The following is a 14,461-nucleotide window of genomic DNA, read 5'->3' as shown; positions in this document are numbered from 1 at the left end:
ATATCTTTTACCTCAGATACCTCAAACTCTCGTTTCACGGGGGTTTCTTTTTTGGCTGGCAAAGCCTATTGCTCAAGATTCCGCTTCAGTTGGGAAACGGCACTCAAAATAGCCAAGCCAAGCAGACCAAACCCGACTTCCGGCTCAGGCACGGGTCGCGTTTTGGGACCGATGGTGATCAGCAGATTCTCGAAGGAGGTTTTTTGGGTGCCTCGCTCATTGGTGCCAACAAAACCTTGGGATCCTGCCTCCGCACTTTCGGTCAGTGTAACGATGTAAGGAATCGGATCTGTTTCGTAGCTCTGTCCCTTGGCACTGGTCGCACAACTGTTGAAGAGACGAATGGCGGTATCTGTCAGAGCACGAGGATTGGCCCGTTCCTGGTCAAGTGGCGGTTCAGGGGTCAGGCTACTGAAGATATCCTGAGTGAGAGGCAGACGGCCACAGTCTTGATTACTGATTGCTGTTTTCCAAGGAGCAAAGGTTGCTGTTCCACTTAGGGGATTGTATTGGTCTCCTTCGGTTAAGTAAGTTGCACTGACGCCTGAAATTGACCAGTAATCGCTGCTGGTGTCGACCGTGGCGCCCGTCAAGTCACTAATAAAAACGCCGCCCTGGCCGATGACTTCCATCTGCACTTCTGGGGTGCTGGGATCGGTGACGACTAGAGCCGTGTTTTCATCAACCCCATAGACAGTTGGTATCCCTAAATCTGAGGCGAGACGAATGGTGCGCCCTTGCCGTCCCCGCTCGCTGAAGTGCGAGTCGGTAAGCCCGTACTCAAAGAAGCCCAGACCGCCTAAAGGGTTGTAATACAGATCGCGGACTAGAGGAGGGGTGCCAATCAGAGCGGTGGAGCCATTCACCAAGGCCTCGTAGCTCTCGCCTTCGGTAATCATGGGCGAACTGGTTTGCACGGCTGTGCCAGCACTGGTCCCAGCAATAACAGCACCAGCATCGAATTGCTTGCTCAAAGCTTCGAAAACTGGACTGGCCATACGCTTACCTTGAGCAGCATTTTCGTCAAACAAGCACTGAGTAATGTAAGACTGGTCGCCACCGCCAAAGAAGAAACCATTACGGGTGCCAATCTGGGCTACTAGCGCAGGATCATTGCGAGCAGAAGCGCAATTGTCAATGTGAATGGGAATCCACTCAACATCAGTAATTCCTAACTCATTAAAGTCCTCGATCCAGAGATCCGCATTACTGGCAGCACTCTCACCACTAGAGGAGGCCGTAGTAAAAATGCCAAGTTTGGCGTTGTTGGTACCACCAGCTAAGTCGATAACTTTTTGATAGATAGAGATACCCTCTGGATCTCCAGTTGCTGGGTATTGCAAGTTTCCACCCACTAGCACTAACGAACCTGCCCAAGCGGGTAACGCGTTAAAAACGTTGAGGGCCCCTAGGGTAACTGTGAGTGCAGTTAGGCCAACCTGTTGTATACGTTTATTATTGTTGCTGGGTTTAGAGATTGGTTTTGCCACGTCATCTGGTTTAACTTTTGGTTTGATTTTTTGCTTAGTCATAAATAGTCTCATCCATCTCTTAACCCTGATCCCGATCTATTACATTACCAGCAAGATCCGGTAATACTCAGCCCATAAAGCGAGCCTAAACGGGCGGATCAGCAGGAATTTTGAATGCTTATGCAAGTACTTCGGCACAAAGCATTGTGGCGCAAGATATTCTGGCTTCGAATGCGTTAAGAACATTCTTGGAAAGAGCTTTCACCGCCACACTACACAGCCACGGAAATTGCCTTCAGTAAGGTAAGCGGCGCAGGAGCGAGGAAGTGTAGTTTCAGGCACATTTTATTTTGAAGACTTGATAAAGCGTGCGTAAATTTACAGACAAGCTAGAGAGTTGTTTAAATTCAGTTCTATTTCTGTTTGTGCTTAACCACCAGAAGACTAGTGAGTTCTCACCAGGAAGCCAGCGTCTGCCCCTACTGGTGCGACTCGGTAACCCTACACCTGGGGTAGTCCCAGAAGCTAGCCAAGGCGAGAATTGAAGGAATATGGAGGGTGCGAGAAGTCTCATGAATATTAAGCTCGTGAATAGCAGGCTGATACCTTTAGTGCTGGCTCTAGGTTTAGCTCTAAACAGTTGTCGGAGTGCTCCCCCCGACCCGGAGGCCAGTTTTGAGGCTCCAGCTACGCCTGCTGTGCCCAGCGAATCTCCAACTGCCCAAAGTCCTGCGGCTAGTACCACTCCGACGGCAACTGGATCCGCTCGTGCAATAACTGGTGATACGGGAAAAACCCGTCCGGTCACGCTCTATGTGGCGGACAATCAATGCCAGAAACTTGTGCCCAAGCAGGCAGAAGTTTCCGCGAAAACTCCGATCCAGGCTGCCGTTGGTGAGGTAATTCAAACTCAGAGTAGCGCAGGCTTTGATCTGGCTGGCTATCGCGTCAACGTCAATAAGGCTGCCCGCACTGCCACCGTCGATCTGCGCCTGACCTCCGGGGCTAAACGCACGTTTGAATCGCTCTCAAGTTGTGAGCAATTTGCCTTATTTGGGGCAATTCAGAAGACACTGACCGCTAATCCTGACTGGAACATTGCTCAGGTTCGCTTCACCACTCAGGGGAAGCAGATAGAACTTTAATCTGGTTTGAGCTGGTCATCTTAGTTTGATCTCGGTTAGTTGGAATGATCCTAAACCCCTGATTCTAAATGCAGTTTCGATTAATACATCAACTAGAAAAAACTAGGATAAGACTGCCCTCAGATAGATACCATAGTGCCTGGCAGGGTTTAATTAATAAGAAACCTTAGAGATCACTTTTGCAATAGTTGGTTGCGGCTAGTCACTGAATTAGGTGGCTGGCCTCAGCCCAACTTTGGCAAAGGAATTACTTAATTGAACTGATGGTCCAAAGTGCAACTCAACCTAGAAGTCGGGCCGTGCCACGTCAAACTGCGTTTGAGGCATTGCTACGCTATCGAGCTTTAATCAGCTTTCTAATACTTCTACTATTCTGTGTTTTTGTATTCTTTTGGCGGCTCGATGCCATCTCTCTAAGGAAATATGATGAGGCTAGAAGAGCGGTCAATGCCCTAGAAATGACGCTCAATGGCAACCTCCTAGTCACTTACTTTGGTGATCAACCCGACCTCTGGGGAACGAAGCCTCCGCTTTTGGTATGGCTGATGGCCGGCTGCATGAAACTGTTTGGCTACAACGAGCTAGCGGTGCGTTTACCCGCGGCGGTCTGTGCCATGGCAACCACAGTCATACTATTTCTCTTCTCGAAAGTCTATTTGCAAAGCCTTCAAGCAGCTTTAGTCAGTGGCTTTGTTCTGATGACAACTTACGGATTTATCGCGGAGCATGTCGCAAGGACTGGAGACTATGACGCAGTCCTTATTCTTTGGATAACGGTTTATTCACTAGCTTATTTTGTCTGTTTAAACACCAATAACTCAAAAAAAGGAATTTACCTCTGGGCAGTAACCATCACCTTAATATTGGCAGTTTGGACCAAAGGCATCGCTGGTTTGCTACCCCTTCCTGGTCTTTTTGTCTACACGCTCTATCGTCGCAAGCTGAGAGAGTTACTCTTTTCACCTCAGTTCTATCGCTCGATTGTTCTCTTTTTACTTTTTGCCCTGGGCTACTATGTGCTTAGGGAGATTCATAATCCAGGCTACTTAAAAGCAATTTCTGAGAATGAGCTAGCCGGAAGATACCTCAATACACTGGAGGGCAATCGGGGCGGTGGCTTCTGGTTCTACCTGCGGCGTATGACCGACCTGTTTATACCGTGGCTTTATTTACTACCCATCTGCTTTCTGCTGACACAGTACAGCAACAATCGATTATTCAGACAGTTTGGTGCTTTCAGTCTTTTTTATCTAGTCTGTCACTATTCAATCATCTCCCTATCCAAGACAAAAATCGTTTGGTACAGCGCTCCCCAGTACCCGATTGCCGCTCTAGTCATTGGTTTGGGCATCGCTGAGGCTAGTCGGCTACTGCTGGAATATTACCGAGTTAACGACTTCTCCAAGCGTCAGCTCATCTCCGGCTTACTAGTCGCCTCAATCTTGCTGCTGCCCTCAGCAAGAATATTGCGCAAGATTCAGGGAACCTATACCTACAACAGACCCCAAGATCCGCCCGAGCTTCAATATGGTTATTACTTCAGACAGCTGCGAAAGACTCAGCCGCAACTCACTCATTTTTCTGTAGTGGATGACTCACATACCAATCATTTACAGTTCTACACAAAAGCCGCAAACCTTAATGGCTACTCGATCGGCCTGGTCTCTCCTGATCAAGCGCTCACACAAAACGAAGTCGTTGTAACCTGCGCCCCTAGCATTGGAAAAGCCCTGGTATCACGATATCAACTACAACCATTGCAGGCTGGTAAACCCTGCAATACGTATAAGGTTGTCGGTCCGGCTAACCCTGACTAAAGCTATCTAAGCTAGCCATCTAGAGCTAGACTATCGCGACAAGACCAGTGGACATACACCTTACTGCCATACTCAATGGCATCAACCTTTAAAGCATTGGGTTGCAGAACCGTCATGCGGTCGCCTGTGCTTAAGTCCACAATGTATTGAATATGGGTGCCTAAATACAAAATGTTATTTAGGGTCCCTGCAAGACAGTTTTCACTATCCAGAACTGGTTCTGAGCTAACTTGAATTTTCTCAGGACGAGTACTGACGACTGCTTGAGAGCTAGTTAGGGGCTCTTCCGGTGCTTGGACTCGGAGGGTTAAACCACTGTCAGAGGTAATTGTGAGAATTCCAGTCTCGTGACCACTGACTCTGCCCTGAACCAGATTAGTATCGCCAATAAAGTCAGCCACAAAAGGCGTGCAGGGTTTCTCGTAGATCTCGGATGGGGTGCCGATCTGCTCGATCCGCCCAGCGTTCATCACCGCGATCCGACAGGAGATGCTCAGCGCTTCTTCCTGGTCGTGAGTCACCATGACAAAGGTGATGCCTAAATCATCCTGCAAGTTGGATAGCTCTACCTGCATCTGCTTGCGCAGCTTCAGATCTAAGGCCCCCAAAGGTTCATCCAGCAGGACAACAGTTGGGCGATTGACTAAAGCCCGCGCCAGAGCGACCCGTTGTTGTTGCCCTCCAGACAGCTGAGCGGGGGAGCGGCTGGCGAAAGATTCCATCTTGACCAGCTTGAGCGCATCCCGCACCCGGTCCTGAATCTCAGCCCGTCCCAGCCCCTTAATGCGCAGACCGAAAGCGACGTTGTCCCACACACTCATGTGACCGAACAGGGCGTAGTTCTGAAACACCGTGTTCACTGGACGGCGGTAGGCTGGCACCCGGGTCATTAACTGGTTGCGGATGTAAACCTCACCAGCAGAGGGCTCCTCAAAGCCAGCAATCAATCTTAATGTTGTGGTCTTACCACAGCCAGAAGGCCCCAAGATACTGAAGAATTCACCCTTGCGGATATCTAGATCAATTCCTCTGACGGCGGTTTCTCCATTGAAGACCTTAGAGACCTTCCGCAGTTCGACATCGTGCTGGAATTCGGTCTGGACTTGCAGGGCGGCCTGAACTGTGGTTTGAGACATGCGCGGCTATCGTCTGACCCAACTCATGGACACATCTTAGTCCAGGCTCAAGCTGGAATCGGGTCGCAACGAACGGTTTACAGCAGAGATTTGTGAACTTCCCTGACCCAGTTCCACTGGGGGTTTCTACTTAAGATCCTAAGATCCTATGCGCAATCTGACGACTCAAGCTGCGTCATCAATCTGCTCACTACTGAAAACAATAAAATAGAACCCAATGTTAGAACTTCACTGTCACACCACTTGCTCTGACGGAACCCTAACTCCCAGTGAACTGGTTCAAGCCGCAGTTGGAGCTGGCGTCCGGGCCCTAGCGATTACCGACCACGACACGCTGGCTGGCTGGGATGAAGCCTTGGCCACAGCCCAGGCATACGACCTTGAGATTGTACCGGGGCTGGAGTTGAGCACCGTCCATCGGGGACGTTCTTTGCACATTTTAGGGTTTTATCCCAACCGGGATCTGTTGCAGGACCCCCTGGCAGAGCGCCTTGCAGGGCGTAAACGCCGGGCACAGGAAATAGCCAGGAAGCTGGCAGAGTTAGGTTATCCCATTCAGTTGCCCACGATGGGGCCAGGTATGGCTCCCGGACGCCCACACATCGCCAGTGCCTTGGTGCAGGCAGGGCATGTTCAGTCCAGCCGCGAAGCTTTTGACCGTTGGCTGGGAGAGGACAAACCGGCCTACGTGCACTACGAAAAATTTGGCAGTGATCAGGGCATTGCTCTGTTGCGGTCCTGTGGAGCAGTGCCGGTCTGGGCACATCCCTACTTGTTTCGAGGCGGCGACGTTGAGGCTGTACTGCCTGAGCTAGTCGCTGTGGGGCTGATGGGAGTTGAAGTCTATCACCCCCATCATTCGCCCAGCGAGAGCCATAAACTGGAGCGGCTGTGTGCGCAGTACGGTTTGTTGATGACTGGCGGCAGCGACTATCACGGACCCAGCCAGAACCGCAAAGACACAGACCGCAGCCAGCTCAATATGTTGAAAGTTCCCTTGACGCTGCTGGAACCCGTGCGTCAAGCGGCTGCTCAATTGCATTCGCAGTTACGCTAACTCAGTTTAGAGCTCAGTTTAGTTAAACCAGTGGGGGAGCTGCCCTGAGACTGAGAGCCAGTTTTAGGTTCAATCGGGCTGGGTTGACAGAAATGCCCCCTGCACCTGCCTAAGCCAAATTTGCCCCAGCTAAATCTGCCTAAAGCAAATCTACCTAAGTGATCGCTATAGGCAACACTCAGCAAATCTTTAATCTCCAAAAGGCATTTGATTTCAGAGAGGTTCAAATGCCGAGTATGATGACCTTCTCAAGGGTTTTAGCCAGACTGACTAGGCCCTGGTGGAAAGATGACTGCCGGTAGCCCGAAAGACAGCTAACTAGGGCTATATCGACAATACTGTGAATCGAAAAAGGTGCTTTCTAGCGATTTTGGGGTGCTCATTCCATGCAAGATCAACCTCTAGGACGTAGGCACATTGTCTTAACATCGCACCCAGGCAAATTTGGCCCTAGGCCGATTCCGATTGAGTGGGGCAACCCTGACCCGCTACAGCGGGGCCCCATTATCGCTACGTTAACCAATCAGGCGCAGCGTAATGCCATAGGAACTCATTCTGGTTCCTATTCACTCTATCGGGCTTTGGCAATTGCCAGCGGTGTGCTTCAGTCTAGTCATCGAGCTGACCTCACCAATACAGCGCCAGCCGAAATTATTGGACCTCACCCAGCCTGGGGGGATCCAGAGAAAATTGTCTCAATGGATCCATTTGGGGCAATGGTCGGTGAGACTTATGCCTCATTTTACGAGCAGGGCTATGATATTCGCCCCACGATTGCCGTAACCAAAGCTCACATTAATATGCCCGAGCTTCAAGATGCTGTAGCGAAAGGTCGCCTGAAAGTAGATGGCAAGCTGCTTAAATTAGGCGGTGATTTAGTCGTTACCAAAGCAGCCATTGAACCAGTCTGGTATCTGCCAGGAATTGCCAAGCGTTTCCATGTTGAGGAAAGCGTTCTACGCCGAACTTTATTTGAGCAAACGGGGGGGATGTTTCCTGAACTGGTGACCCGTTCAGATTTAGAAGTATTTCTGCCACCAATTGGTGGGCTAACGGTTTATCTGATTGGCAACTTGCAGGCGCTTACGGATCCCAACTTGCCACTAGCAGTTCGTGTGCATGATGAATGCAATGGCTCCGATGTATTTGGCTCAGACATTTGTACTTGTCGTCCCTACTTAGCGCACGGCATTGAAGCTTGTGTGGAAACGGCCCAAGAAGGTGGTGCTGGCGTCATTGTCTACTCACGCAAAGAAGGGCGAGCCTTAGGCGAGGTTACCAAGTTCTTGGTCTACAACGCTCGCAAACGGCAGGAAGGAGGAGACCGGGCCGATGCCTACTTTGCGCGGACTGAGTGCGTTGCCGGGGTTCAAGATATGCGTTTTCAAGAACTGATGCCAGATGTCTTGCATTGGTTAGGTATTACTCGGATCGATCGCTTTGTCTCAATGAGCGATATGAAATATCGGGCAATCACCGAATCGGGGATCGAAATTATCGAGCGGGTTGCCATTCCTGAGGAGCTGATTCCACCGGATGCTCGGGTGGAAATTGAGGCCAAAAAGGCGGCTGGCTACTACACCGCAGGTGAAGTGCTGGAGACTGAAGTTTTAGCGCAAGTAAAGGGACGCGGGCTGACAGATTGACGACTGAACTCAGAGATGACCAGGCGCGGGCGATTGCCTACTTGCAATCGCCTAGCGCAATTCGAGAGCGCTGCGGGCAACTCTTTGCACTCGCTTGCAATGATCAACTGGAGCATTTCGTCTGCGACTTGAGCCAATTGGATCAGGTTGCAGATTACGTGCTTCAGGTGATGCGGGCGCAGTACCCTGACTTACAAATTCCTTTTCACAGCCGTTGGCGACATTTTGATGCGGGTCATGTACCTCGTCTGGCACAGTTAGACGATTGGTTCAATAGTTTGTCTGTCGTAGAACGAGCCCGAGCCAAGTTTGATCTGGTGATTACTAGCGTTTTACTAGATGCCGGTTCTGGTCCTCAATGGCAGTATCAAGAAGCAAGCACCGGTCAGGTTTATAGGCGATCAGAAGGCTTAGCGGTCGCCAGTTTTCATTTATTTTGTCAAGGCACTTTCTCAGCCCAGCCGGAACAACCCTGGCGAGCTGATGCCAGGGAGCTACAAACACTCACTGAGGCTGATTTGGCACAGGGCTTGCAAGTTGGAGCCGGCAATCCGTTGGTGGGTGTAGATGGCCGTCAGCAGCTTCTGCAACGTTTGGGGCAGGCTGTCGAAATGAATCCTCAGCTGTTTGCAGAACCTCGGCCTGGGGCGCTCTTCGACTATCTGCTGACCCAATCCCAGGCAGGGCAGCTCGAGGCAAGTACGGTGCTGCAAGCGGTGCTGGAGGGCTTTGGCCCTATCTGGCCGGGCCGAGCCAGCCTAGCAGGAGTCAATCTAGGTGATGTCTGGCCTCACCCAGCCCTGGCAACATCGACAACAGCACAAGGACAAGAATCTGACGGCGGCGACCTCGTGCCCTTCCACAAGCTCTCCCAGTGGTTAACCTACTCCCTACTTGAGCCTCTGCAAGATGCTGGACTGACCGTGACTGGTCTGGATGCGCTAACGGGTCTAGCGGAGTACCGCAATGGCGGGCTCTGCCTAGACCTGGGGCTGTTACGGGCCAAACAGGCATCGGTTACCGAAACCAGCCATCTGCCGGGTTCAACCGTCATTGTCGAATGGCGAGCCCTGACGATTAGCCTGCTGGATGCCATTGCTGAGTCGATCCGCAAGCAATTGGGCCTTACGGCAACGGAGTTACCGCTAGCCAAGGTATTAGAAGGGGGCACCTGGAGTGCAGGACGCAAAATTGCTGCCGAACGTCGAGCCGGTGGCGAACCACCGATCCGCCTGCAAAGCGATGGCACTGTATTCTGAATCCGTGTTTTGGCCTGGATTTTGAGTCTAGATTTCAAGCCTGATTGAGACTTGCGTTAAGCCCAAAGTTTGCTCTGATTTTAAACTCATATTTCGGGCTATATTCTGGGCCTTACTTCAGGCTTGAAGCTTGCACAAACAGATAGAAACTTTAGTTGAGCTGAGAAACGATTTATGGGTGCAGCAGTCACGATCATTGATCATCCCTTGGTGCAGCACAAACTCACCTTGATGCGTCGGCAAGAAACTAGTACTGCTAAATTTCGGTCACTGGTACACGAGATTAGTATGTTGCTGGCCTATGAAGTAACCCGCGAACTACCTCTTAAACAGGAAGCAATCATAACGCCGATGGGACCCACCCAGTCGCCGGTTGTGGCGGGTAAAAAAATGGTCATTGTCTCGATTATGCGAGCCGGTCAAGGAATTTTAGAAGGCATGTTGCAGCTCATCCCTTCAGCGCGGGTTGGACATATTGGGCTGTACCGCGATCCCAAAACCCATATTGCAATTGAGTATTACTTCAAATTGCCTCAGGATATTGCTGAGCGAGAAGTGCTGGTGGTTGATCCAATGTTGGCAACGGGCAATACTGCCGTGGCAGCAGTGCACCGCCTCAGAGAAGCGACATTAGGCTCGATCAAATTTGTCTGTTTACTGGCAGCGCCGGAAGGAATTGCTCACTTCCAGTCCGAGCATCCAGATGTGCCAATTTACACGGCTGCGGTCGATGAACGTTTGGATGAACATGGCTATATCATCCCTGGCTTGGGCGATGCAGGCGATCGCCTATTTGGAACCAAATAAGGACTAAGCCTCAGTTAGGACCGGTTCAGAAACCGGCCACGTCGGAGGGGTTGATGGGCAAATGGGCAGCCGCACTTGAAAGCGGGTGTCTCCGGGCTGAGAGAAAACCTGGATGTCGCCTTGATGCCTGCCCACCACAGTTCGATAGGTTGAATCCAAGCCCAATCCTGTCCCTTCGCCAACCCCCTTGGTTGTAAAAAATGGTTCAAAAATACGTTGCTGGATCTCAGGTGTCATGCCTGGCCCATTGTCAGCAATCTCCACCAGAATCTGGTCATGTTCGCAGCTGGTACGCACCCAAATTTGGCCTTGGGGACTCACTGCATCAATGGCGTTGTCAATCAGGTTGGTCCAAACCTGATTGAGTTCGTTACTATAGGCCCAAATCAACGGTAAAGTTGGGCCGTACTCTCGCTTGATCAGTACCCCTGCTTTGAGCTTGTGGCGGAGGATGGTTAGTGAACTTTCAAGCCCCTCATGCACATCCACAGCTTGTAGGGGAGCCTGCTCTAGAGCAGAGTTGGCTTGGATCGCCTGAACCAAACTGGCAATGCGGCTGGAGGCCTGCTTCAACTCAGCTAAAAGTCCAACCCCAGTGAGCAGGGCATCCAACCAAATCAGCCCCTCGTTTAGACAATCAGCCCCAACCTGGGCCACTACTGTATCCAGCCATTCGGTAGTCAGGCCGGCTCCAACCAAGGTAGGGGCCAGTTGCCAGGCGTTGGCAATATCATGAGCTTCCAACCAGTCGCTGATGCCATCCTCTAGGTCACATTGGACGAGCGAGTCGAGCGCAGGTGCCGTGGTTGCCTGCTGCAGAGCTTGGTGCTGCAAGTGACTGAGCAGTTCCAGCTGCGTACAGTTCCACTGCTGCTGGAGCTGGAGCGCCAGGGCGGGTAAGTTCTGTAACAACTCCCGCAAGTGTCTGGCAGTACGGCTCAGCGCCGCGGCAGGATTGTTCAGTTCGTGAGCTAGCCCCGCCGCCAAGGTGCCCAGGGAGATCAGCTTGTGTTGCTGGTCGGACACCGATTGCACAACCTGCAACCGCTCAGCCATCGCCTTGAGAACGCCCTGAGAGGTCGCTGGGCAGTTAGTGACCATGTACCAGAAGCAGTCTTGCTCCAATCGCAGCAACCGACTGGGAACCAAGGCATAGGCACTAGCTAGGTAGGGGCTACCTAGTAGAATCGGCACTTCCCCCAGAAAGGCTCCAGACTGAAAGCGGTTCAAAAGCGCTTCCTGCCCCTGGTCAGCCAGCTTCTTGGTAATGCGGACTTCGCCCTCAAGCAACACGTACCAGCCAGTGGCAGGCTTCCCCTCGGCAAATAGCTGTTCGCCAGCATAGAGCTGGATCTCGGTGCCCTGGTCCAATAACCACTGCAACTCGGTGTCAGGAGTATCCGTAAACAGTGAAACCCGGCGTAAAGCATCAAGCATGATTGCCTCTAGTTGAAGGGCTAACCGTTTTGAGACTGATCGTTCTTGAGTTGACCAATGGGCAAGCGCACCTGAAAGAGGGTATGCCCGGGTTGAGAAGCCACTCGGAGATCGCCCTGGTGCTTACCTGCAACTGTGCGATAGCTGGTCACCAATCCCAAGCCTTTGCCTTGAGCGACCCCTTTGCTGCTAAAGCCTGGCTCAAACAGACCTTGCTGAATCTCGGCAGGGATCTCGGCACCATCGTGAGCGATCTCGATCAGCACTTGATCCTGTTCGCGCCAAGTGCGAATGTCGAGTTGGCCGTGTGGAGCCAAGGCATCGATGGCAGTGTCAAGCAAATGAGTCCAGACTTGGTTCAGCTCGCTACCGTAAGCACAGATCTTGGGCAAGCTGCGGTCGTAGTTGCGGCGGATGACGACCCCTGCCTTAAGCTTGTGCCTCAGGACAATGAGCGTATTCTCAAGCCCCTCGTGCACATCCACTTCTTGCAAGGGGGCTAAGTCCATAAAGGAGTAAGCCTTCATCACGCTGACTAACTCCGAAATACGGGCTGAACTTTGCTCGATCTCGTCCAGTAGCTCTAGGCCCGCTTGCACGGGTCCAGCCTGAGGGGAGGATTGAGTTGGATCTGGGGTTGGAGCTGAATCTGGGGCAGCTAGCAGAGAGGCCGGATCAAGCTTGAGTGTCAGCGCGGGTAACGTCTGAAACAGGTCATGCAAACCCTGGACATCGCGCGTCACTGCTGCAATTGGCTGGTTGAGTTCGTGGGCCAGGCCTGCGGCAACACTGCCCAATTCAATCAAGGTGCCACGCTGTTGTGCCCTAGCCTGTAGCTCCTGCACACGTTCGGCCATCGTGCGCAAAATACTAGTGGCGACTGTGGGCATCATCGCCAACATTTGCCAAAAAGCGGCTTGGGGCAGCTCAAGAATGTGGCATTCACTAACGGCACGTCCGCCCGCCCAATAATAGGGAGTTCCCGTGAGAATCGGCAATTCACCAAACAGCGTTTTTGGGCCGTAAGTCACCAAGACCAGTTCTTGCTGACCCACCTTCTGCGTAATCCGTACCTCACCGGAAAACATCACAAATACGTGATCAGCGGGGTCGCCTTCGGCTCGATGAATTTCGCCGGGCTGAAGCCAAATCTCGTTACCCTGCTCAGCTAACCAGCCCAACTGTTCCTCAGCTATGTTGGCAAACAGAGGCACCTGACCTAAAGCCTCAATCAGCCCGCGATTAACGCCTTGATTAGTTTGATTCATGCGTATCAACGGTACAGGTTTCGACAGGGTGTTTAGGGGGACGTAGGGGCAACCGAATTTGAAAACAAGTACGGCCTGGTTTGGAATTGACATTCAGCTCACCGTGATGCCGTTTCACCACGATGCGACGGGCAATATCCAGCCCTAAGCCAGTGCCTTCTCCCACCCCTTTGGTTGTGAAAAATGGATCAAAAATACGGGACTGAATATCAACCGGAATGCCAGGGCCGTTGTCGGCAATTTCTACCACCACCTGGTCTAATTCAAGAGCGGTATGAATTGTAATCTCGCCCTTACCACCCATCGCATAGATCGCATTGTCGAGCAGGTTTGTCCATACCTGATTCAGCTCACTACCATAGGCACAAACCGTTGGCAAACTAGGCGCATACTCACGTTTGAGCGTGATGCCGTATTTGAGCTTGTGATTGAGGATGGTGAGGGTATTTTCGAGCCCATCGTGAATGTCGATCTCTTGCAGGGGAGCCTGGTCCATGTAGGAGTAGGACTTAATGGCTTTGACCAACTGCGAGATCCGGCTGGTGCTCTGCTCGACTTCGTTGACTAAGCTGGTTAAGGTCAAGGTTTCGATCAGCCAATTGAGCGCTTCGGTTAATGCCTCGGCACTAAATTGATCGGCGAGCGTTGTTAATTTCTCCTCACTGACACCTGCTGAAACCAGAACCGGCGCTAATTCCCAGCCTCGGCCAATATCATGCTCATCTAGCCAATCACTGAGAGCATCCTCGCGGTCACTCTGGGTGAGGGGATCGAGACGGGGCGCGTTGGTGCTGTAGGCCATCGCCTCTTGTTGCACCTCGATTAGCAATTGCCGTTGGGCATCAGGAAATAGCTCTTCGCACACCTTCAGCAAGCGAGCTTGAACGCTACTTATAGCCTCACGCAACTGCTGAGCCGCTCTGCGTCCGGCCGCCGCAGGATTATTGAGTTCGTGCGCGAGTCCAGCGGAGAGTTTGCCCAGAGCTGCGAGCTTTTCTTTCTGTCGCAGTTGCAACTCAACGTCCCGCGATCGCTCAGCCATCGCCGCCAGAATCACGGCTGCCCCCTGGGAGCATTCTGCTAAGACGCGCTTGAAGTCATCTGGCTTAATCTCCAGAACCCGGCTAGAACCGAGCGAACGAGCTGTGGCGAGAGCAGGCCCGCCGGTGATCATCGAGATTTCGCCGGTGAACTCCCCTGGTTGATGAACGACCAGGGTTTGCTCCTCGCCTCCCACCTGCTTAGTAACCTGCACCTGCCCTTCTAGAACGACATAGAACTGATAGAGCGGATCGCCTTCGCTAAACAAAACATCGCCCGAGTTGAACTCAACAACCTGACCATGCTCAGACAAACGCTGAAGTTCTTCAGGCGATAGTTTAGGAAATAACAAATCCTGGCTTGGGTCGTGAAGCAT

General features: G+C 51.9%; 11 protein-coding genes. 6 read left to right on the top strand and 5 right to left on the bottom strand.

The window, feature by feature from the left end; translation table 11 throughout:
- Positions 1 to 65 precede the first annotated feature (65 nt).
- The gene (locus H6F94_RS19530; RefSeq protein WP_190803884.1) at positions 66 to 1,532 is read right to left on the bottom strand and encodes a cyanophycinase; all 1,467 of its coding nucleotides are present in this window, start codon (positions 1,530 to 1,532) and stop codon (positions 66 to 68) included.
- Positions 1,533 to 2,044: 512 nt separating this feature from the next.
- On the opposite strand from H6F94_RS19530, the gene H6F94_RS19525 reads away from it, so the two are divergent.
- Both H6F94_RS19525 and H6F94_RS19520 read left to right on the top strand, forming a co-directional pair.
- Positions 2,045 to 2,617 carry a GerMN domain-containing protein gene (locus H6F94_RS19525; protein WP_199320511.1) on the top strand — a complete coding sequence of 191 codons (573 nt, stop codon included), beginning with the start codon at positions 2,045 to 2,047 and terminating at the stop codon, positions 2,615 to 2,617.
- Positions 2,618 to 2,916: 299 nt separating this feature from the next.
- On the top strand, positions 2,917 to 4,434 hold the full coding sequence (locus H6F94_RS19520) for an ArnT family glycosyltransferase (protein WP_190803883.1): 1,518 nt from the start codon (positions 2,917 to 2,919) through the stop codon (positions 4,432 to 4,434).
- A gap of 11 nt (positions 4,435 to 4,445) precedes the next feature.
- Here the strand turns inward: H6F94_RS19520 and H6F94_RS19515 are convergent, their stop codons facing one another.
- Complete coding sequence (locus tag H6F94_RS19515) at positions 4,446 to 5,570, bottom strand: ABC transporter ATP-binding protein (RefSeq protein ID WP_190803882.1); 1,125 nt, start codon at positions 5,568 to 5,570, stop codon at positions 4,446 to 4,448.
- A gap of 217 nt (positions 5,571 to 5,787) precedes the next feature.
- Here H6F94_RS19515 and H6F94_RS19510 point away from each other — a divergent pair, with 217 nt between their 5' ends.
- The 4 genes from H6F94_RS19510 to upp all read left to right on the top strand — a co-directional run bounded on the left by H6F94_RS19510 (position 5,788) and on the right by upp (position 10,339).
- The gene (locus tag H6F94_RS19510; protein WP_190803881.1) at positions 5,788 to 6,627 is read left to right on the top strand and encodes a PHP domain-containing protein; all 840 of its coding nucleotides are present in this window, start codon (positions 5,788 to 5,790) and stop codon (positions 6,625 to 6,627) included.
- A gap of 386 nt (positions 6,628 to 7,013) precedes the next feature.
- On the top strand, positions 7,014 to 8,273 hold the full coding sequence (locus tag H6F94_RS19505) for a GTP cyclohydrolase II (RefSeq protein ID WP_190803880.1): 1,260 nt from the start codon (positions 7,014 to 7,016) through the stop codon (positions 8,271 to 8,273).
- On the top strand, positions 8,270 to 9,532 hold the full coding sequence (locus H6F94_RS19500) for a URC4/urg3 family protein (RefSeq protein WP_190803879.1): 1,263 nt from the start codon (positions 8,270 to 8,272) through the stop codon (positions 9,530 to 9,532). The genes H6F94_RS19505 and H6F94_RS19500 overlap by 4 nt, the downstream gene beginning before the upstream one ends.
- A gap of 174 nt (positions 9,533 to 9,706) precedes the next feature.
- On the top strand, positions 9,707 to 10,339 hold the full coding sequence (gene upp, locus H6F94_RS19495) for a uracil phosphoribosyltransferase (RefSeq protein WP_190803878.1): 633 nt from the start codon (positions 9,707 to 9,709) through the stop codon (positions 10,337 to 10,339).
- A 3-nt stretch (positions 10,340 to 10,342) separates the two neighbouring features.
- Here the strand turns inward: upp and H6F94_RS19490 are convergent, their stop codons facing one another.
- From H6F94_RS19490 to H6F94_RS19480, 3 genes are read right to left on the bottom strand one after another with little or no spacing between them, the layout of a single operon-like run.
- Positions 10,343 to 11,776, bottom strand: a complete 1,434-nt coding sequence (locus H6F94_RS19490; RefSeq protein ID WP_190803877.1) for an ATP-binding protein — start codon at positions 11,774 to 11,776, stop codon at positions 10,343 to 10,345.
- Between the two features lie 20 nt (positions 11,777 to 11,796).
- Complete coding sequence (locus H6F94_RS19485; protein WP_190803876.1) at positions 11,797 to 13,044, bottom strand: sensor histidine kinase; 1,248 nt, start codon at positions 13,042 to 13,044, stop codon at positions 11,797 to 11,799.
- A complete protein-coding gene (locus H6F94_RS19480) occupies positions 13,031 to 14,461 on the bottom strand; it encodes an ATP-binding protein (RefSeq protein WP_190803875.1) in 1,431 nt (476 codons plus the stop codon). The genes H6F94_RS19485 and H6F94_RS19480 overlap by 14 nt, the downstream gene beginning before the upstream one ends.

Origin of the sequence: Leptolyngbya sp. FACHB-261 (assembly GCF_014696065.1) — a bacterium.
Lineage (GTDB): Bacteria > Cyanobacteriota > Cyanobacteriia > FACHB-261 > FACHB-261 > FACHB-261.
The sequence above is the reverse complement of the archived record's forward strand: the minus strand, read 5'-3'. Positions and strand labels throughout refer to the sequence as shown.